This window comes from Chenggangzhangella methanolivorans (assembly GCF_019797865.1).
GTDB classification, from domain to species: Bacteria; Pseudomonadota; Alphaproteobacteria; order Rhizobiales; family Methylopilaceae; genus Methylopila; species Methylopila methanolivorans.
In genome coordinates this window covers 3,491,262-3,510,378 of record NZ_CP081869.1, presented here as the reverse complement: position 1 = coordinate 3,510,378, position 19,117 = coordinate 3,491,262, and the positions used below count along the sequence as shown (strand labels likewise).

Sequence of the window (19,117 nt, the reverse complement as noted above, 5' to 3'; positions counted from 1 at the left end):
GTCAGTCATACTGTTCCCGATACTTCTGGACGATGCGCAGCGCGATGAAATTCAGCACGAGGGTGAAGAAGAAGAGCACGAAGCCGAGCGCGAAGGCCGAGAGCGTCTTGGCGCTGTCGAACTCCTGGTCGCCCACGAGCAGCGTCTTGATCTGCACCGTGACGGTGGTGACCGCCTCGAGCGGGTTGAAGGTGAGGTTGCCGGCGAGGCCGGCCGCCATCACCACGATCATGGTCTCGCCGACCGCGCGGGAGATCGCCAGCATGAAGGCCGAGACGATGCCCGGGAGCGCCGCGGGAAGGATGACCCGCTTGATGGTCTCGGACTTGGTCGCGCCCATGCCGTAGGAGCCGTCGCGCAGCGACTGCGGCACCGCGTTGATGACGTCGTCGGAGAGCGACGAGACGAACGGGATGATCATCACGCCCATCACGAGGCCCGCCGCGAGCGCGCTTTCGGACGCGACGTTCAGGCCGAAATATTCGCCCGTGGAGCGGATGAACGGCGCGACGGTGAGCGCGGCGAAGAAGCCGAACACCACGGTCGGAACGCCCGCCAGCACCTCGAGGATCGGCTTGGCGACCGCGCGGACCTTGGGCGAGGCGTACTCGGCCATGTAGATCGCCGCGAAGAGACCGACGGGACCGGCCACCAGCATCGCGATCAGCATGATGAGGGTGGTGCCGGCGAAGAGCGGAACCGCGCCGAACGCGCCCGACGAACCGACCTGGTCGGAGCGGATCGCCGTCTGGGGCGACCACTGCGTGCCGAACAGGAACTCGTACCACGGCACCTTGGAGAAGAAGCGCAGCGTCTCGAACAGCACCGAGAACACGATGCCGACGGTGGTCAGCACCGCGACCGAGGCGCAGGCGACCAGCATCCAGGTGACCCAGCGCTCGACGCCGTTGCGGGCGCGGAACTCGGCCGAAAGCTGGCGGGCGCCCCAGTAGAAGCCGAGGATCGCGAGCGCGAGGCCGACGACCAGCAGGCTCCAGTCGGTGACCGTGCGCCAGAAGTTCAGCATGTCGGCGCCCGCGGAGATCGCCGGGTCGACGCCCTCCATGCGGATGCCGGAGGCGATCTGGTAGATCTCGCGCAGACGCGCGCCGTAGGTGAGCTCGTCGGTGGGCTTCAGGCCCGGGGGCAGCGCCGCGATGGCCTGCGCGTCGACGATGCGGTGGGCGACCATCAGCCAGACGATCAGCCAGACCAGCATCGGGGCGACGGCGGCGAGCGCCACGTATCCGCCGTGATAGCTCGGGAGCGAGTGAAGCCGGGCGACGCCGCCGCCGGCGATCGCGAAGCTCGCGCCTTTCTGGCGACCCGTGACATAGGCGCCGGCCGCCACCAGCAGCATCGCGGCGATGTAGATCAGCATCATGAAGATGCGCGCTCCCCGTGGGCGCTCGGAAACTCTGGGATCAGGACATGCGGCGGAGGCGGCTCCGCGGAGCGCTCCCGCCGGCCCCCGGCGAACTGTCCGCCGGGCCGAAAGGCCGACCGGCCCGGAAAGCGACGCTCCGGGCCGGCGGTCGAGACGTCGGACCTTACGAGGCCGGAGCGCCGATGGTCTTCAGAGCCTTGGCGGCGTCCTCAGAGGACTTGGCGAGCTCGGCCGGGAGCGGGACGAGGCCCTTCTCGCCGAGATAGCCTTCCTCGCCCATCGCCTTGTCGGAGGCGTACTCGGCCAGAACTCCTTGAGGCCCGGGATCACGCCGATGTGCTGCTTCTTCTAGCGTACCGGACGCGACACCTTGTAGGGCCGTCGGCCCCCCTGAAGGTTCCTTCGATCGAGGCGCCCTGGATCTGCGGCGTTCTCTTCGAGGAACGAGTAGCCGAAGATGCGACGGCCTTCGGGTTCGCCTCCAGCTTCTGGACGATCAGGTTGTCGTTCTCGCCGGCGTCGATGTAGGCGCCGTCCTCGCGGACCGTCTTCCAGACCTTGTCGAAGGCCTTGCTGTCGGACTTCTTAAGGGCCGCGAGCGCGTCGATCTTCTCGGCGCCCTTCTCCATCACGAGCTCGAGGAACGCGTCACGGGTGCCCGAGGTCGGAGGGGGACCGAGCACTTCGATCTTCTCGGCCGCGAGCGAGGGTCGATGTCGTTCCAGTTCTTGGCGGTGTTGGCGGCGAGCTTGCCGTCGGCGCCCGGAACTTCCTTGGCGAGCGCGAGGAAGAGCTGCTGGCGGGTCAGCTTGAAGGCCGGGCCCTTCTTGGAGTTGGCGATGACGATGCCGTCAAAGCCGATCTTGAGCTCGATGATGTCGGTCACGCCGTTCTTGGCGCAGTCTTCGAACTCGGACTTCTTGATGGCGCGCGAGGCGTTCGCGGCGTCCGGATGGCCGGCGCCGACGCCGGCGCAGAAAGCTTGAGGCCGCCGCCCGTGCCGGTCGACTCGACCACCGGGGTCTTGAACTGGCCGCCCTTGCCGAACTGCTCGGCCGCCGCGGTGGTGAACGGATACACGGTCGACGAGCCGACGATGCGGATCTGGTCGCGCGACTGCGCGTTGGCGGCGCCGGCGGCCAAGAGGCTGCAGCCGAGCGCGAGCGCGCTGGTGAGCGTGAGGAGTTTCACGTGTCTCTCCTGTTTGAGACTGGCTGTTCTGTCATCCGCGCCGCCACGCTTTCGCAGGCGGCGCAAAACCTTCGACGGGCCGCTTTGGAACCCTGCCGACCGGGACCGTATGGCCCCTCGCTGCTCTTCTATGACCTTCACATGACAGTTGGATGACGCGCCGGAATCCCTCAAAACTGAGGGGTCAGCTCGCGCGCTTCAGATCCTGCCCGACATTGGCGGGCGCATCCGCGGGCTCCAGCAGCGCGGTGAAGGTCGCGCCGTCGCCGGCCGCGCTCTCGATGGTCAGGCGACCACCATGGCGCTGGAGGATGTGCTTGACGAGCGCCAGGCCAAGGCCCGTGCCGCCCTTGTCGCGGCTGTCGCCGACATCGACGCGGTAGAAGCGTTCGGTCAGGCGCGGCAGGTGCTCGGGCGCGACGCCCGGCCCGTAGTCGCGGACCACGAGGCGGGCGCCTTCCGCCCCCAGATCGACCCCCACGTCGACCCGTCCGCCGGACTGGCCGTATTTCACGGCGTTCTCGATGAGGTTCTCGGCGACGCGGATGAGTTCGTCGCGGTCCCCGCGCACGCTGGCCTGAGCGAGCGTGAGCGCGATCTCCACGCCGCGCTCGCGGGCGAGCGGCTGCAGGCTGTCGGCGACGCCGCGCACCAGCTCGGCGAGATCGACGACGCTGCGGGGCTTCACATGGGCCTTGAGCTCGATCCGCGACAGCGACAGAAGGTCGTCGATCAGCCGCGACATGCGGTTGGCCTGGGCGCGCATGATCTCGAGGAATTTTTCGCGCGCCGCGACGTCGTTCTTCGCCGGGCCCTGAAGGGTCTCGATGAGCCGAGCAGCGAGGCGAGCGGGGTCCGCAGCTCATGGCTGGCGTTGGCGACGAAATCGCCGCGCATCCGCTCGGAACGGCGCTGCTCGGTGAGGTCGCGCAGCGCGACGACGGTCAGCACGCCGGCGCCGGGGCTGAGCCGCGTCTGCGCCACATGGGCCTCGCGCCAGCGCTCCACCGGCGCGCGTTCGACATAGAGCACCGTCTGGGGCGCGCTCGACGCGGCGCGCACGGCCTCGAGCACCTCGGGCGCCCGAAGCGCGAAGGAGACCGGCTCGCCGATGCGGATTTCGCCGAGCGCGGCGCGGGCGCGCTCGTTGAAGACGGTCACGAAGCCGCGACGATCGAGCACAAGAACGGGGTCGGGAAGTCCCGACAGGATCGCGGAGAGCTCCTCGCGCAGCGCCTTGACGCCGCCGCCGACTTCGCGCGGCGCGGGCGCCGATGCGCGCGGCGCGACCGCGGTCGCCAACAGGACCACGGCGAAAGCGAGCAGCCCCTCCCAGGGCCCGAGCCGCCCCGCGGCCACAACGCTTGCGAGCACGAAGGCCGTGGCGAGCAGGGGCCACCGGGCGGACGCGAGCCACGCCAAGCGCCGCTCGGGCGCGATCAGCCGTCTTGCCCTCTGGAGTCGTTCCGCCATTTTGCGACGCGACGCGCTTTCCGTCCGGTTGTTCGAGTCAGGGTTAGACACTCGACACCAGGTCGGTGACAACCCCGCGACACGGAGCCGCCGATCATGACTGAAAAAGACGCCGCCTCAACCGCCAAGGCCGCGGGCGACGCCAAGGGCGTCGGCGAGAAAGCCGACAAGGTCGAAGCGGCGCCGGCCACGGAGGCGGTCGCCGCCCCCGATCCGACCGACGCGGTCGCGCCGGAAGGGATGGAGGATGCGCCGGCGGTCACGATCGACGGCGTGACGGTCGATCTGGACGACCGGAAGCTGCCCAAGGAAGTCGACAAGCAGGCGTTTGCGAGCGGCGGCTATCCGTATGAGGACAAGCTCGACGACGCCGCCTACGAGGCCGAGCTCCGCAATCTGCAGATCGAGCTGTTGAAGCTGCAGGCCTGGGTGAAGAAGACCGGCGAGCGCGTCGCCATTCTGTTCGAGGGGCGGGACTCCGCCGGCAAGGGCGGCACCATCGCGCGCATCACCCAGCACATGCCGCCCCGCAGCGTGCGCGTCGTCGCGCTGTCGAAGCCCTCTCCGTCCGAGGCCGGCCAGTGGTACTTCCAGCGCTACATCCAGCAGATGCCGACCGCGGGCGAGATCGTGCTGTTCGACCGCTCCTGGTACAACCGGGCGGGCGTCGAGCCGGTGATGGGCTTTTCGAGCCCGACCGAGACCGCCCGCTTCCTCGAGGAGGCGCCCCAGATCGAGAAGCTGCTCGTGGGCGACGGGCTGCGCCTCTTCAAGTTCTGGCTGACCGTCGGCCGGGAGATGCAGATCAAGCGCCTGCACGAGCGCCGGCACGATCCGCTGAAGCGCTGGAAGCTGTCGCCGATCGACTACGCCGGGCTCAATCTCTGGGACGCCTATTCCGAGGCCGCCGACCGCATGCTGCGCGCCAGCGACTCGCCCGAAGCGCCGTGGACGGTGGTCAAGGCCAACGACAAGAAGCGCCTGCGCCTTGCGGTGATGCGCAAGATCCTGCTCGCGATCCCCTACAAGGGCCGCGACCTGCAGATCGTCGGCGGGCTCGACGGGCGGCTCGTCATGGGCGCGGAGGCGTTTCTGGCCGAGGGCGGCGAGCGCTGATCAGGCGCCGACGCGCAAGGAGCTAGCCGAGCGGCCGGCCGGCGCGGCGGAACGCGCCGGCGCCGAGCGCGCTCCAGTCCTTTTCGGAGTCGCCCGCCGCGATCGCCTCGATGAAGGCGTCGCGCAGCAGCGAGGCGATGGGCAGCGGCGTCGCGGCCGTCTCCCCGGCCTGAAGCGCGAGGCGCACGTCCTTCAGCCCGAGCGGCAGCTTGAAGCCCGCGGGCTCGAACGCCCGGTCGGCGATCAGGCCGGAATAGATCTTGTAGGCGGGCGAGGCGAACACGGTGCCGGTCATGACGTCGTAGAGGTCGGCCGCCGGAACGTCGTGTCCCTCGACCAGCCCCCGGCCTCGCCGAGCGTCTCGATCATGCTGGCGAGCGCGAAATTGCAGGCGATCTTGACCACGCTCGCCCGCGCGGCCCGGTCGCCGAGCGGCCAGACCTTCTTGGCGAAGAGTTCGAGCACGGGCGTCGCTTTGGCGACGGCCTCGGGCGCGCCCGCGCACAGCACGTTGAGCTGGCCGGCCGCCGCGACGTCGGGGCGGCCGAGCACCGGGGCCGACACGTAGGACAGGCCCCGCTCGCGATGAAGCGCCTCCATGCGCTCGGCGAAAGCGACAGAAACCGTCGACAGGTTCACATGCACGAGGCCGGGCCGCGCCTTCTCGAGCGCCCCCGAGGCGACGAGCACCTGGTCAATCACCTCATCCTGGCTCAGCATCGAAAGGCAGAGGTCGGCGTCGAGCGCGCCGGCCGGCCCGGCCACGGCTTCAGCGCCTTCGGCCGCCAGAGCTTCGGCGGGGCCGGGAGAGCGGTTCCAGACCCTGAGGTCGTGTCCGCCCTGCATGATGCGGCGGGCGACGCCCTGCCCCATGCCTCCAAGGCCGATGAAGCCGACGATCATTGGCTGTCCTTTCCCGCTGGCCGAACGGCCCTTAACGCGCGGGATCGGTCTCGGTTCTTGCGCCGGCGCCTTCGGTCGGCGGCGTCGGCGCCGGTTCGACAGGGTCTGGCGTCGCCGGCGCGGGCCCGGCGGCGGCGGGCGCGGCCGTTTCGGCCTGCTCGGCCGGCGCGCGCTCGGGCGTCGGCTTGGCGTCCAGAGGCTTGGACTCCAGAGGCTTGGACTCCACGTAGGCCGCCATGCCGCGCGCGATCTCGCGCTCGCCCATGATGACCTCGTTCGCGCCGAGCTTGCCGAGATGCTCGACCTCGGCGTCGGAATGAGCGCGGGCGACGATGACGAGGCCGGGGTTCTCCTCGCGCGCCTGCTCGACAACCTGACCGGCCTCGAACGCCTCGGGGATCGCGACGACCAGCGCGCGCGCGCCCCTGAGATTGGCGAGCGCCAGCACCGCGGAGCTCGCGGCGTTGCCCACGATCGTCTCGACGCCCGCCTCCCGCAGCTCCGAGATGCGCGTCTCGGCGTCCTCGATCACCAGGAAGGCGTCGCCGCGGGCCTTGAGCTCGGCTCCGAGCGCGCTGCCGACGCGGCCGTAGCCGACCACGACCACATGGCCGGTGAGCTCGGTCGGGCGCGCCTCGACTTCTTCGTCTTCCGGCGCGGGCTTTTCGGCGGCCTCCTTGGCGGGCGTGGGCTTCGTCTCTTCCTTGGCGACGGCGGCCGGCGGATGCGTCCGGTCGATCGCGAGTTCGTCGGCCTTCTCCTCCTCGGCGGGCGCCGGCGGCGCCGCGGCTTCGGGCTTCTTGCGCACGAGGCGCGCCTCAAGCCGCGGCTTCAGCCGCTCGGCGGCGAAGAACACCAGCGGGTTGAGGATGATGGAGAGCAGCGCGCCGGCCAGGATCAAGTCGCGGCCGGCCTCCGGCAGCAGCTTCAGGCCGACGCCGAGCTCGGCGAGGATGAACGAGAACTCGCCGATCTGCGCGAGGCTCGCCGAAATGGTGAGCGCGGTTCCCACCGTTCGTCGGAACGCGATCACCAGCAGGAACGCCGCGACCGACTTGCCGATCACGATGATGAAGACGACGCCGAGCACCGGCCAGGGGTCGCGGATGATGATCGTCGGGTCGAACAGCATGCCGACCGAGACGAAGAACAGCACCGCGAAGGCGTCGCGAAGCGGCAGGCTTTCCTGCGCGGCGCGATGGGAAAGTTCGCTCTCCGAGAGGATCATGCCGGCGAAGAAGGCGCCGAGCGCGAGCGAGACGCCGAAGAGCTTCGCCGAGCCGAACGCGACGCCGAGCGCGATCGCCAGCACGCCCAGGCGGAACAGCTCCCGCGAGCCGGTGTGCGCGATGAAGTGCAGCAGCATCGGGATGAGCCGGCGGCCGACCACGAACATCAGCGCGACGAAGATCGCCACCTTCAGCAGCGTGACGCCGATGAGAGCGGGCACGCCGAGCTCCATGCCGAGCGCCTCTCCGATCGCGACCGCGACCGGGTCGGAGCCGCCATGCGATCCGCCGCCGCCCGCCGCCGCGCCCGCCACCGCCGGGATCAGCACAAGCGCCAGCACCATCGCCAGGTCTTCGACGATGAGCCAGCCGACCGCGATCTTGCCGCGCTCGCTCTCCATCATGCGCCGCTCCTGCAGCGCCTTCAGCAGAACGACCGTGGAGGCGACCGAGAGCGCGAGGCCGAACACAAGCCCGCCGCCGTCCGACCAGCCCATGAGGCGCGCAAGGCCCCAGCCGAGAATGGTGGCGCAGCCCATCTGCACGATCGCGCCCGGGATCGCGACGCCGCGGACGGAAAGGAGGTCCTTGACCGAGAAGTGCAGGCCGACGCCGAACATCAGCAGGATGACGCCGATCTCGGCGAGTTCGGGCGCGAGCGCCTGGTCGGCGACGTATCCGGGCGTGTGCGGGCCGACCAGGATGCCGGCCACCAGATAGCCGACGAGCGGCGGCATCTTCAGGCGGTTGGCGATCGCCCCTAGAATGAACGCCAGCACCAATCCCGCGACGATGGTCGAGATCAGCGGTGTGGCGTGCGGCATCCAGGGCTCTTTCCATGTGGAGGGCGGTCGGGAGGAGCCGCATTAAAGCCCGTCCGCGCCGCCACGGAAACGTGAAAGGGCGTCGCGGCCGGTCAAGCTTTCGGCGCCGGGAGGATTTTTCGCCCGAGGCGCTCGGCGGCCGAGCGCTATTCGTCGATGACCTTCACGCGCTCCCTGCCCTCAGCGTCTCGCCGGGCGCGAGGCCGTTCAGCACCGCGAAGCGCTCCACCGCGCGGTCCGACACCGCCATGCGGCCCGCGATTGTCGCCTCCGTGTCGCCTTCGCGCACCCGCCGCGACGTCGAGGCGCAAGGGGCGCGCGGCGTCGATCTCGGCCTGGGCGAGGCGGCGGAACGTCATCAGCGACTCGCGGAACCCGCCGTCGATCGCAGGCGTCAGGTCGCGCGCGGCGAAGATCAGGCGGTAGACGTCCGGGCCTAAGCGGATGGCGGCGAAGCGGAACGTCCACTCGCGGCCCTTGGCCAGCACCGTCACGGCCTCCATGCCGTTGAGGTCGAGCCGCTCCACCGGACCAGGCTCGGTGCCGTCGATCCAGTTCTCCTGCACGTAGCCGTCGAGCGACTGGCCGATGGCGAGCTTGGCGGCGTCCATCCGCAGCGCCCGGCCGTCGGGCGAGACGCCGAGCAGCGCCTCCGCGCCGTTGTCGAAGGCGAAACCCTCCGGCGCGACGAAGGAGAAGCCGAGCCGCGGATGCAGGAACGTGCGCCCGCGCGCGAAGCCCTGGGACGGATCGTCCCCGTAGGTCATGCCGTCGATCGCGGTGAGGTAGCCGTCGCGGTCGCGCTCGCCGATCCCGGGCGCGCCGATCTGGCGGGCCGACGACACGGCGAGCTGCACGCGCTCGGGCGTCGAGGGATGGGTCGCGGTGAAGTCGAGCCCCGGCTGCGACGGCTTCTGCCGAGCGCCGCGATCCGCAGGTCCGCCTGGCGGCCCATCGAGAGCAGGAAGCGCGAGGCGCCGTAGGGATCGAAGCCCGCGCGGGCGATGTTCTGCACGCCGATGCGGTCGGCCTCGAGCTCCTGGGAGCGCGAGAAGCTCGCGAGCGACAGCTTGCCCTTGGCGAGCGCCACCTGCCCCGCCTGCTGGTCCTGCAGCACGTCAGAGACCACGCGGCTGACCAGCAGCGCCTTGCGCTCCTCGTCGGCGCGCTGCAGCGCGTGCCGGGCGGTGACGTGCGCCATCTCATGGGCCAGCACGGCCGCGACTTCCGAGCTGTCGTTCGCGACCGCGAGCAGGCCGCGGGTGACGTAGAGGTTCCCGTTCGGCAGCGCGAAGGCGTTGATCAGCGGCGAATTGAGCAGCGTCACCTTGTAACGCAGGTCCGGCCGCTCGGAGGTCGCGGCCAGCCGGTCGGCGATCGCGTTGAGATGGGCCTCGAGGCGACCGTTCTGATAGACGCCGCCATAGGCCGAGGCGATGCGGGCCTGCTCCTGGGTGACGGCGCTCGGCGGCGGCGGCGCGACCTTCGGGGCGGCGGCCGGCACGGCGGTCGCCTGGGGGCGGCGCGCTCCGAATTCATCGAGCTGCAGCCCGCAAGCGCGAGCGCGCCTGCGAGAATCGCGAAGCGGGACGGCCGTGAAAGGATGTCGACGAAGCCCGGCATCAGCGCGTCCGACCGTCCGCACGTCCGGCGTCGAGGCGCTCGACCTGCGCGAGTTCGCTCACGCGGATCGTCGGCCCGGCGCGCATCTCCAGGACGCCCCGCGCCCGCACGCGCGCGCCAGCCGCGACGCCCAAACCATCGAACCCGCCGAACCTGCGCAGGGCCGCCTCCGACAGGGTCAGCGAGAGCCCCCGCGCCACCGCCGCCCGAAATTGACGTAGGCCCTTCCGGCCAACGTCCTCACGCTCGCGACGCGGCCCTCCGCGACGACGAACCGCCCGTCGAGGGCGGCCAGAGCCGCGCCGTCAGAGGCGTCCTGAACCTCGTAATATGGTTCGGACCACAAACCAAGGCGCGAGCGGACGGCGGCGGCTTCGGCTTCGGCGAGCGTTGCGCGACAGTCACGCCCGGCCGGATCGGCGGCAACGCGAAGCGTCCCGGATCGCAAGAGCGCGGCCGTAAGTCCGGCATGGTCGGCGTCGCCGATCTCCGTGAGATATCCGAGAGCCCGGCCCCTGCGGTCCGGCGAGACGCGGGCAGGACGAAGCTCCAGCACCTTGCCCGCGGCCGCCGCGCCAAGCGCCTCGCGGGCCGCCGCCTCGAGCGGCCAGTCGGAGGGCTTCGTCCCGAGCGGCGCCTTCGGCGCCTCGACGCCTGCGAGCCGCACGAGCCGGCCGTCGTCGAGGCCAGCGTGTCGCCGTCGATCACGCGCTCGACCGCGACCGTCTCGTGCGCGGACGCAAGCGCGCAGGCGCCGGCGGCCTGCGGCGTCATCTGCGCTCCGGCCAAGGCGGCGAGCGCGACGATGGAACGGGCGGAACCCATGGGTCTGCAGGCGGTCTCGGCGGTCCTCGGAAACCGCGCCCCCGGTCGTCCGAGAGCGCTCTCCAGAGTGGCGCCGTCATGGTGGACGAGCGGTTAAACCGTCCTCACAGCACCACGATGCCGGCGTGCTTGGCCTTGTCGTCCGGTTCGACATGGATGGTCACCACCATGTCGTCATCGATCTCATGCAGCGCCCGCTCGATGCGATCGCAGATTTCGTGGGCGTCGGTGACCTTCATGTCGCCCGGCACGACGAGATGGAAGTCGAGGAAGGTGAGCCGCCCGGCGTGGCGGGTGCGAAGGTCGTGGGCCTCGATCGCGCCGTCGCCGTTGGCCGCGATGACGGCTCGGATGCGCTCGACCGTCTGCGGGTCGGCCGCCTCGTCCATCAGCCCGCCGACCGACGTCCGAACGAGTTGCGCGCCGGACCACAAAACGTTGAGCGCCACCAGACAGGCGAGCGCGGGGTCGAGCCAGTGCAGGCCGGTCAGCGCCACGAGCCCGACGCCGACCAGAACGCCGGCCGAGGAGACGACGTCGGTGAGGAGATGTTTGCCGTCCGCCACGAGCGCCGGCGAGCGCAGCGCCCTGCCCCGCCGGAACAGGACGAGGCACCACAGGCCGTTGACCACGCTCGCCGCAACGTTGGCGCCGACGCCGAGCGGCGTGAGGTCGATCTCGCGCGGATTGCGGAACGCGCCCCAGGCCTCGTTGAGGATCGCGACCGCGGCCACGATGATGAGCGCGCCCTCGACGACCGCGGAGATGTACTCGGCCTTGTGGTGGCCGTAGGGATGCTCGCGGTCCGGCGGAACGGCCGACAGCCGCACCGCGAGAAACGCCGCGATCGCGGCCGCGACGTTCACCACGCTTTCGACCGCGTCCGAATAGAGCGCGACGGAGCCGGTGAGCCAGAAGGCCGCCGCCTTCAGCCCGAGCACGAGCAGGCCGACGGCGATGCTGCCGAGCGCGATGCGCTGCGCGCTGTCCATGCGGCCCTCCCGATAACGCCCACGCGAGCGAACGCGCAGCCGTTAGCGGGCCCGAACCTCAAGAGCAACAACGATCTTCGCAGTTGCGACGCGCTAGCGTTCTCATTCGCCGCCGCCCGTCTGCGGCTCTCGAACGCGCGCCACCCGGCTTTGCCCCGCCCGCCGTCGTGATAGATCGGCCGGGAAGATGCGGGGGCCTCCCGCTCTTCAGCGTCCCGGTAGCTCAGCAGGATAGAGCAACGGTTTCCTAAACCGTAGGTCAGGGGTTCGAATCCCTTCCGGGACGCCAAGATCCATCGCCGGAAACGTCAGAGAGAGCGTGTCGGCGCCGTCACGCCGCCGGCTGGCGGCGCTCGACGGATGGTTTTGCGCCGGCCAGAGCGCGCGCCATGCGCGCGTCATGGGCGAGCGTGTCGAAACAATCGTCGCCGAACCATTCGAGCGAGGCCTCCGCCGACGGATCCTCGGCGAGCGCGGCGAGCACGGGGCCGAAGTCGAGCGCGCCTTCGGTCAGCCGGGTCATGCCCTCTCGGCGGCCGGCCGCCGCGTAGACGTTGGCCGGGTCGAACACTCTGAGATCCTCTCGCGACCGCACGTTCTTCAGATGAAAATGCCTGACCACGGGCTTGAGCGCGGCGAGCGCTTCGAGCGGGTCGTCGCCGCCCTCCCAGACGTGCAGAACGTCGAAGTTCAACCCGAAGGCCGGGTGGGACACGTCCTCCACGAGCCGTATGGTCGAGGCGAGGCGATCGGCGAGCGTGCGCGGATGGGTCTCGACCAGCAGCGTGACGCCGTGGTCGGCCGCGATCGCGGAAAGCTCCCGCAGGCGGACGGCGAGTCGCGCCCACTCCGACGCGCTCGTCTCCAGACTGCCCTTCGTCCCGGCGAAGGTGCGGATCTTGGCCGCCCCCCAGCGCCGGGCGCGCTGACAAAGCGCCACGCCGCGCGCCCGCATCACGGCGGTGTCGCCCTCGGTCGGCAGATAGTCGCTGATCATCGGCGCATAGAGGCCGAAGCTCGCGAGCCACTCCTCGCCATGGATCAGGCTCGCCTCGAGATTGCGGGCGTGCGCCCCCCAAAGCTCGATGCCGTCAAAGCCGTTGGCGCGCGCGAAGGCCGCGATCTCCTTCATGGAGAGCAGGTGATGCCGGAACGTGATGGTGCAGAGCGAGAGCCTCATGCGCTCGCCCTCCGGGCTTCCGGCGCAAGCCCCGGCAGGCCGCGCGCCAGACGCCACTCCTCGAAGGCTTCGAGCAGCCGGGCCTTGATGCGCGTCTCCAACTGATCGAGCCGCTCGACCTCGGCGAAGACGTCCGCGGCGAGGCGCCGGTCGCCGGTCTCGGCGAGCTTCAGCGCGGTGAAGTGCAGGGTCTTGAGACCCTTGAAGAGCGCGTCGATCTCATCGCACCAGCGCTCGAACTCGTCATGGGGAGCCTTCAAAGCTCGCCAGAAGAACGCGAAGCCGTGCTCATAGGCGTACTTTCTGATCGCGATGACGGGGAGCTGCCGGATCGCCAGCGGAAGCTCGGCCAGCGTTAGGCCGTCGCGGGCGGAGAGATGCGCCTCGACGATGGCCCGGACCGACCGCTGCAACGGGTTGTCGGGTCGGTGGCAGGCCTCGAAGTAGTCCCGCACCGCCGTGTCCGACGCAGGCTGCGCGGCGTCGCCGTCGAAAAGGTAGCCGCCAGCGACCGAGGGCTGGCTGAAGGCGTTCAGCATCGCCTCGCGCGCGATTTCGCCCTCCCAGCGGAAATCGGGGTCGCGCACCATGAACATCGCGGGATCTTTGGCGCTCTCCAGCATCAGGTAATGCGGGAACGGGTTCTGGTTGAACTTGTTCTCGCGCTCCGGGAGATGGTGGAGATCGACCATCGCCATCACGCTCTGGCCCGGCCGCCGCCCTGCGACGAGCCGCAGCAGCGTCGCGGCGTTGTCCTCCTTCGGTCTCGAGTGGTCGTACCACTCGGCCATGGCGACGCCGTAGAGCGCGCGGAACCAGCTGCGGAACGCCTCGTGGTTCACCGCCGGGTCGTGATAGCGCAGCGCCCAGCGGTCGGTGACGGCGAAGTCCGCGTCCCAGACGCCGAAATAGAACGCTCGGTGATCGATGCCGCGGGCCTTCAGAGCCGCGCACACGCAGCTGACGAAGCAGTGGACCTTGATGTCGTAGTACTCTTCACCGTGCACCCCCTCCCCGGCGTCGACGGGTTCAGCGGCGGCGGGCGCGGCCTCCACGTCGCGGGCGAACAGGTCGACGAGGTCGCTGACGCGCTCGATCTCTGCGCCCGCGATCGCCTCCTCGGGCGCGGCGAGGCCGTGGCGCAGCTCCAGATGCAGGAAGAGCTGCAGCGTCTGGATGCTGTCGAGGTGAAGATCGGCGTTGAGCCGCGCCTCCGGGGAAAAGGCTGCGAGCTTCGGGATGTCGAGCGGGTCAGCGAGCGTCGCGCGGATGGCGGCCAGAATGTCGTCGCGGGTCATCGCGCGGCCTCCGTAAGCGTGGCGAGCTTTCGTTCGGCGTAGAGCGCCGCGACCTCGCGGCGGCTGACCTTGCCGTTCGCCTGACGGGGCGCGGCCTCGACCTGAAGGATCGCCGCGGGGGTCTGGTGGCCGGCGAGGTTCGCGCGGCACCAGTCGCGAAGCGCGCTCTCGTCGATGCGGCGCTCGCCGACCACGATGAGGCCGACGCGCTCGCCCGCGAAGGGATCGGCGATGCGGAACGCGACGGCGTCGGAGACGTCGGGATGGGCCATCGCGGCGTCCTCGACCTCGCCCGGATAGACGTTGAGGCCCGAGACGTTGATCGTGTCGTCGAGGCGCGAAACGAAGACGAGCGTCCCGTCGGTCTTCAGGTATCCAAGGTCGTGCGTCTCGACGCGTCGGCCCGCGACGTCGACGAGGATTTCGCCCGGCGCCTCGCGTGATCCGCCAGCCGAGAGCCGCAGATGCGGCAGCGCGCGGCCCATCTCGTCTGCGGCCGTCACCTCGCGGTTCACCGCCACCACGCCGGCTTCCGAGCAGCCATATTGCTGGAACATGTGGTCCGAGCGCTCGCGGATCTTCGCGAACCACGGCGCGGGCAGCAGCGCGCCAGAGGTCATCACGCCATGGATCGTCTCGCCCGCCGGCATCAGCTGCGCGAGCGTGTGCAGCACGGCGGGGGAGGAATAGAGCAGAGGCTTCTCGGTCTCTTTCAGGATCCGGATCAGGCTCTTGGGGTTCTGGGCGTTGACGATCTTCGGGGCTCGCCCGCGCTTCAGGCCCGCGAGCACCCCGCAGATCAGGCCGTAGGAATGGGTCGTCGGGCAGGCCACCACCGGCGTCATGTCGTCGGGCTCGGGGAAGCCGGCGACGTAAGCCGAGAGCTCCGCCTCGATCTCGGCCCAGGGCCGGCTCGCGCATTTCGGCGCGCCGGTGGTTCCGGAGCTCATCTGCAGCAGAACGCCGCTTTGCGGCTCCTCGGACGGCTCCAGGATCTCGACCTCGCCGTCGGCGAGCAGCAGCCGGTCGCAGCCGGCGCGCTCGGCCAGGCGCCGGGCGGCGGTGCGGGGCGTCGCCGGATGGATCGGCAGCACGCCGCCGCCGGCCTCGCGGATGGCGAGGAACAGCGCCAGCCAGTCGGCGGTCTCGGGCAGCAGCACCGCGTAGCGCCGCCCGCCGCCTGCCCGGCCAAGGCGGACCCGCTCGGCCCAGCGGCCGGAGAGCGCTCCAAAAGCGTCGCGGTCAAAACCGCGCTCGTCGATCTCGATCATCGGCATGCGGGCTCCCTTTGCGCGCTGGGCGAAGACGTTGGGGACCTCGACGAAGCGCGCGGCCTCGCCGGAGAATTTCGGGGCGACCAGCCGTTCGACCGCGACGCACTCGGCGCGCCAGCCGAGCCGGGCGGCCCGCAGCGGCGGGACAGTCTCGCGGGACAGGCGCTCGTCGATCAGCGCCCAGAGCTGCGTCTCGGCGAGCGCGCCATGGCGTTCCAGCGCCTCGGCGAGGTCGGAAAGGCAGAAGACGAAGAGGCAGTCGGCGACGAGCGCGCGAAGCTCCTCGACGCGGTCCATGCGATGGAATTGGTTCGGGGGCGTCGGCGTAGACCGGGTCGATCGCAGCGAGATCCGGCGCGGCGGCGGGCTTGGCGAGAAAGTCGGGCGCGTATTCGAGGCTGTCGTGGAAGTCGCAGGATCAGCCGTTCGGGCCAGCCGTCGCGATGGACCAGGACCATGTCTGCCCATGAGCCTCGAGCGCGATCCCGTGGACCGCAAGCAGTCGCCAGACGGGCCCGGCCACGACCTCGGCGAGGCGTTCGGCCCAGGCTTCCGCGCCATGCCGATCGAGCCAGGGCGCGCAGAACAGCCGCCCGTCGGCCTCCTCCGCCATCAAGGCGTTGAACGGGACCGCCGCCTCGCCGGGCTTCAGGAGCGAGGCGACGCTTTCGCGCCAGATGGCGGCGACATGGCCGGCGAGCGCCCCCTCGCGATCGACCACCATCCCGGCATATTCGGACAGGATCGCAATGCGCTCGCGCAGCTCCGGATCGCGCTCGACGATCTGGCCAAGCCACATCGAGATCGCGGGAGCGACGCAGACCGAGTGCGGCTCGATGGTTCTGAGCGACGAGGTGTTGGCCATCGTCATGGCGAGCTTCACGCTCGGCCGCGTGGCCTCGTCGGCGTTGTGAAGCGTGCGGACCGACTGGCTCGCGAGGTAGAGCGGGCCGGCCTCTCCAAGCGCATGGACCGCTCCCTGTTCGATGAGTTCGGCGAGCGGCCCGTCGGCGAGCTTGCGCAACTGCCAAGGATGGACGGGCACGAGCGCGAAAGCCTTGGCGTCGAGCCCGGCGGCGGCGCGGCGGGCGATGAGGTCGGCGGCCTCCGCCTCGCCGAGCTCTGCGCGCCAGAAGGCGTCTTCGTCGGCGGGGAGCGTCTGCGCGACGAGGTCGCGTCGCACGGCGAGGAAGGCGAGCCGGAACGTCGCGCCCGCCTCCGGACCGAAGTCCGCGTGGTCCTCCAGGCTGAAGCCGGTGCGGGCCTTGAAGCTCGGATGGTAGGCGTGGCCCTCGTCGATCGCGGCGTCCAGCTCCCGAAAGGCGAGCGAGCGCCGGTCCCCGCGGGGAGCGTGCAGCGCGTTCCAGCGGCAGAGTTCGACCGTTCGCTCAAGCTCCGCGAGAAACGTCGCGGCTCTTTCGGGACTGTCCGCGGCGCTCTCGACGACGTCGCGCAGGCCGGCCCGGAGCCAGCCGCCCTTCCCGTCTTCGGTCTCGATCGTGGCGGGATCGACCCGCACCCGCCCGAAACCGCGGCGGCGGCCGAGGCAGCGGAAGGCGCGGCCCCCGGCCGTCCAGCTGAAGCGGCGTCCCTGCGGTCCGTCTGTCTCTTCAGCGCGCACGACGCCTTCGAACAGCATCGCCTCGACGAGCTGGCGCAGCGTCCGGTCTTGCGGCTCCTCGGCCATCTCAGACCGCCACCGCTTGTCCGCCGCGGGCTTCCCCGGCGGCGAAGCCTGCGATCGGGTTCGGCAGGCGCTGGTATCTCGCGGTCTCGTCTCCGGACGCGAGCTCGTCGATGTTGAGCAGCCGCGTCATGAGGTTCGACTTCGCGGCGATCACCGAGCGGCGCAGCAGCCCGTCGACGAACACCCGGCCGGCGCCGCTCAGGCGCAGCGACAACGCCTCGAGGCGCTCACGCAGCAGCCCTACAAGTTCGGCTTCATGCACGAGCCCGTCATGGCCCATGCGCGAGACGACCGAAAAGATCTGGTTGACCACGAGATAGTAGGCGAACGGATCCTGGATCGCCGCGTCGTCGTAGAAGAGATGCGCCACGCCCTCGGTCTCGGGCGCGATCGCGCGCAGCGTCTCGCGATAGGCGTTGGAGAGGTAATAGCCCTGGCTGTCGCGATACCACGAGACGGCCGGCCAGCCGTCGCGCAGGCCGATCAGCGCGTTCTGCTGGTGGGCCTCGAGCGCGACGCCGAGCTCGTCATAGAGCGCGACCAGCGGATCGAGCGCGCAGTCGAGATAGGCGGCGAACCACTCGCGGGCGACGACGGACGCATCCCGGCCTTCGCGGGCGGCGATCTCGCCGACGATCCGCTCGAGGCGCGACGTCTCGCCCGGCCGCGGATCGGCGCTCAGCGCCGCGATGGTGGCGACGCCTGACGCCGCCTCTCCCCTGAACGGGTTTTCGCGGAAGATCGTCTCGAAGCCGCTTTCGCTGAGGCCGGGAACGTCCACGGTGACGTAAGCCGGGTCGCGCAGCACGCGGAAGCGCGGATGTCGGACGAGGAAATCCGAGCGCTCGAACAGGCCCGCCATCGCCACGCCCGCGTCGAGCTCGTGGCGGCGGTTGCGACGCACCGAATTGGTGATGCGCACCGGAAGCGAGAACTTCAGCATCCAGTCCGCGTCGCGGCGATAGACGGTGCGCACGGAGGCGGTCGCCGAGAACTCCGGACCCGCAGGGCCGAGATGGCGAAGAGCCCCGCCGGCGAACTCCCCCGCGAGCTCGGGGTCGAGCAGCAGCGCCTGCGCCTGCAGCGGATGCATCGGGATCAGCGCCTCGCCGTCCCGCGCTCCGAGGCGATCAAAATCCTCGCCCGCGATCCCGGCGACGATCTCGGCGACGCTTTCGCGCGCGGCGGATTTTGTCGAGACGCGTTCAAGAGGCGCGGCGAACCAGTCGAGCTGGAACGCGCCGCGAAGTTCCGGCGAATAGGCGGGCTGTTGCCACGTGGTCATGCCCTGCCGGCTCTTCGGCGTCGGGTGCAGCCAGTGGCCGAAGGTCAGCGACTGCTCGGAGGCGAGGAAGTCGTCCTCGTCCTCGGCGCGCGGCGCATCGAGATAGCGCTCGGTCGCGCGGTAGCTGTCGAGCACGCGCGACAACAGTTCGAGCTCGCAGCCGCGTTGCTCGTCGGAGGCCTCCTTGCCGGGCCGGCGATAGGCCTCGTGCAGCAGCGCCTGAAGGGCCGCCAGCGGCTCGACCTCGCGCCAGGCGGGCTCGAGCGCGCGCTTGAGAAACGCGCGGCCGAGCCGGTGCGGGCCGCAGAGCGAAGCGCCCAGGAGCTCGATCCGAAGCGACGCGCGCTGGGCCGGCAGGGCGAGCTCGACGGCGTCGACCGCGTGTCCGAAGTTCAGCGTGTGACGCGTGGCGACGCCCGGGTCGATTTCGCGCAGATAGCAGTTGGCGAAGCTCTGGAAGGTCGCCTGCTCCGCCGCCTGCCGGGACGAGCGGACCGGGACGGCGCTTTCGCGCCGCGTCTTCGCCTGAGGATCCATGGTCCGCCCGTCAACAGATCGCGTCCGCTTGATGCGGCTTTTCGTTTGTTGAACGGACGAGGCGGCCTCTCCCCTGAAAATAAATCTGTCTCCCAAGAAGCCGAGGACTTTGGAGGAGGTCCAGTTTTCGCAGAGCCGGCTTATGGTCTGCTCAGGTCGGCGTCCCGCATCCTTACCGCCTGTGAGGCGTCAACTCGGCTGGCGCGTTCAGGGAGCAGGACATTCCTTTCGGTTGCAGACGTGGCGGCCGGAATACTGCCACGCCAATGCCGCTCAACGTCTCGTGATATCAC

Annotated in this window: 20 protein-coding genes and 1 tRNA gene; 2 read left to right on the top strand and 19 right to left on the bottom strand. The window is 70.2% G+C overall.

The genetic code is table 11. The annotated features are described in order from the left end of the window. Position 1: 1 nt before the first annotated feature. The 6 genes from pstC to K6K41_RS18360 form a co-directional block, all read right to left on the bottom strand. The gene (pstC, locus tag K6K41_RS18385; protein WP_261401712.1) at positions 2–1,384 is read right to left on the bottom strand and encodes a phosphate ABC transporter permease subunit PstC; all 1,383 of its coding nucleotides are present in this window, start codon (positions 1,382–1,384) and stop codon (positions 2–4) included. Positions 1,385–1,713: 329 nt separating this feature from the next. Continuing rightward, the gene (locus tag K6K41_RS18380) at positions 1,714–2,070 is read right to left on the bottom strand and encodes a hypothetical protein (protein WP_261401711.1); all 357 of its coding nucleotides are present in this window, start codon (positions 2,068–2,070) and stop codon (positions 1,714–1,716) included. Further along, positions 2,016–2,312, bottom strand: a complete 297-nt coding sequence (locus tag K6K41_RS18375; RefSeq protein ID WP_261405778.1) for a substrate-binding domain-containing protein — start codon at positions 2,310–2,312, stop codon at positions 2,016–2,018. Before K6K41_RS18375 ends, K6K41_RS18380 begins: the two co-directional genes overlap by 55 nt. Further along, complete coding sequence (locus tag K6K41_RS31020; RefSeq protein ID WP_261401710.1) at positions 2,270–2,578, bottom strand: substrate-binding domain-containing protein; 309 nt, start codon at positions 2,576–2,578, stop codon at positions 2,270–2,272. Before K6K41_RS31020 ends, K6K41_RS18375 begins: the two co-directional genes overlap by 43 nt. Positions 2,579–2,762: 184 nt before the next feature. Then, positions 2,763–3,344 carry an ATP-binding protein gene (locus K6K41_RS18365; protein WP_261401709.1) on the bottom strand — a complete coding sequence of 194 codons (582 nt, stop codon included), beginning with the start codon at positions 3,342–3,344 and terminating at the stop codon, positions 2,763–2,765. Continuing rightward, positions 3,311–4,000 carry a histidine kinase dimerization/phospho-acceptor domain-containing protein gene (locus K6K41_RS18360; RefSeq protein WP_261401708.1) on the bottom strand — a complete coding sequence of 230 codons (690 nt, stop codon included), beginning with the start codon at positions 3,998–4,000 and terminating at the stop codon, positions 3,311–3,313. Before K6K41_RS18360 ends, K6K41_RS18365 begins: the two co-directional genes overlap by 34 nt. A gap of 147 nt (positions 4,001–4,147) precedes the next feature. Here K6K41_RS18360 and ppk2 point away from each other — a divergent pair, with 147 nt between their 5' ends. Beyond that, positions 4,148–5,167, top strand: coding sequence for a polyphosphate kinase 2 (gene ppk2, locus K6K41_RS18355; RefSeq protein WP_261401707.1), 1,020 nt, complete (start codon positions 4,148–4,150; stop codon positions 5,165–5,167). Positions 5,168–5,189: 22 nt separating this feature from the next. Here the strand turns inward: ppk2 and K6K41_RS29630 are convergent, their stop codons facing one another. The 8 genes from K6K41_RS29630 to K6K41_RS18320 all read right to left on the bottom strand — a co-directional run bounded on the left by K6K41_RS29630 (position 5,190) and on the right by K6K41_RS18320 (position 11,563). Next, a complete protein-coding gene (locus tag K6K41_RS29630) occupies positions 5,190–5,462 on the bottom strand; it encodes an NAD-binding protein (RefSeq protein WP_315855058.1) in 273 nt (90 codons plus the stop codon). Beyond that, the gene (locus K6K41_RS18350) at positions 5,459–6,070 is read right to left on the bottom strand and encodes an NAD(P)-dependent oxidoreductase (RefSeq protein WP_315855057.1); all 612 of its coding nucleotides are present in this window, start codon (positions 6,068–6,070) and stop codon (positions 5,459–5,461) included. The genes K6K41_RS29630 and K6K41_RS18350 overlap by 4 nt, the downstream gene beginning before the upstream one ends. 31 nt (positions 6,071–6,101) lie before the next feature. Continuing rightward, the gene (locus K6K41_RS18345) at positions 6,102–8,123 is read right to left on the bottom strand and encodes a cation:proton antiporter domain-containing protein (protein WP_261401706.1); all 2,022 of its coding nucleotides are present in this window, start codon (positions 8,121–8,123) and stop codon (positions 6,102–6,104) included. A 146-nt stretch (positions 8,124–8,269) separates the two neighbouring features. Next, entirely contained in the window at positions 8,270–8,968 is a 699-nt protein-coding gene (locus tag K6K41_RS18340; RefSeq protein WP_261401705.1) for a hypothetical protein, read from the bottom strand. Next, a complete protein-coding gene (locus K6K41_RS18335; RefSeq protein ID WP_261401704.1) occupies positions 8,887–9,627 on the bottom strand; it encodes a M48 family metalloprotease in 741 nt (246 codons plus the stop codon). The genes K6K41_RS18340 and K6K41_RS18335 overlap by 82 nt, the downstream gene beginning before the upstream one ends. A 118-nt stretch (positions 9,628–9,745) precedes the next feature. Further along, on the bottom strand, positions 9,746–9,946 hold the full coding sequence (locus K6K41_RS18330; protein WP_261401703.1) for a hypothetical protein: 201 nt from the start codon (positions 9,944–9,946) through the stop codon (positions 9,746–9,748). Further along, the gene (locus K6K41_RS18325) at positions 9,925–10,413 is read right to left on the bottom strand and encodes a thermonuclease family protein (RefSeq protein ID WP_261401702.1); all 489 of its coding nucleotides are present in this window, start codon (positions 10,411–10,413) and stop codon (positions 9,925–9,927) included. The genes K6K41_RS18330 and K6K41_RS18325 overlap by 22 nt, the downstream gene beginning before the upstream one ends. Before the next feature lie 262 nt (positions 10,414–10,675). Next, positions 10,676–11,563, bottom strand: coding sequence for a cation diffusion facilitator family transporter (locus K6K41_RS18320; RefSeq protein WP_261401701.1), 888 nt, complete (start codon positions 11,561–11,563; stop codon positions 10,676–10,678). Between the two features lie 212 nt (positions 11,564–11,775). Between K6K41_RS18320 and K6K41_RS18315 the strand changes: the two genes are divergently transcribed. After that, a tRNA-Arg gene (locus tag K6K41_RS18315) sits at positions 11,776–11,852 on the top strand. Positions 11,853–11,894: 42 nt separating this feature from the next. On the opposite strand, the gene K6K41_RS18310 is transcribed toward K6K41_RS18315, so the two are convergent. From K6K41_RS18310 to K6K41_RS18290, 5 genes are all read right to left on the bottom strand, one after another. Beyond that, a complete protein-coding gene (locus tag K6K41_RS18310) occupies positions 11,895–12,743 on the bottom strand; it encodes a sugar phosphate isomerase/epimerase family protein (protein WP_261401700.1) in 849 nt (282 codons plus the stop codon). Further along, a complete protein-coding gene (locus K6K41_RS18305) occupies positions 12,740–14,041 on the bottom strand; it encodes a DUF6005 family protein (protein WP_261401699.1) in 1,302 nt (433 codons plus the stop codon). Before K6K41_RS18305 ends, K6K41_RS18310 begins: the two co-directional genes overlap by 4 nt. Beyond that, on the bottom strand, positions 14,038–15,612 hold the full coding sequence (locus K6K41_RS18300) for an AMP-binding protein (protein ID WP_261401698.1): 1,575 nt from the start codon (positions 15,610–15,612) through the stop codon (positions 14,038–14,040). The genes K6K41_RS18305 and K6K41_RS18300 overlap by 4 nt, the downstream gene beginning before the upstream one ends. A 121-nt stretch (positions 15,613–15,733) precedes the next feature. Beyond that, complete coding sequence (locus tag K6K41_RS18295; protein WP_261401697.1) at positions 15,734–17,002, bottom strand: IucA/IucC family protein; 1,269 nt, start codon at positions 17,000–17,002, stop codon at positions 15,734–15,736. Position 17,003: 1 nt separating this feature from the next. Then, positions 17,004–18,824 carry an IucA/IucC family protein gene (locus K6K41_RS18290; RefSeq protein ID WP_261401696.1) on the bottom strand — a complete coding sequence of 607 codons (1,821 nt, stop codon included), beginning with the start codon at positions 18,822–18,824 and terminating at the stop codon, positions 17,004–17,006. Positions 18,825–19,117: the final 293 nt, after the last annotated feature.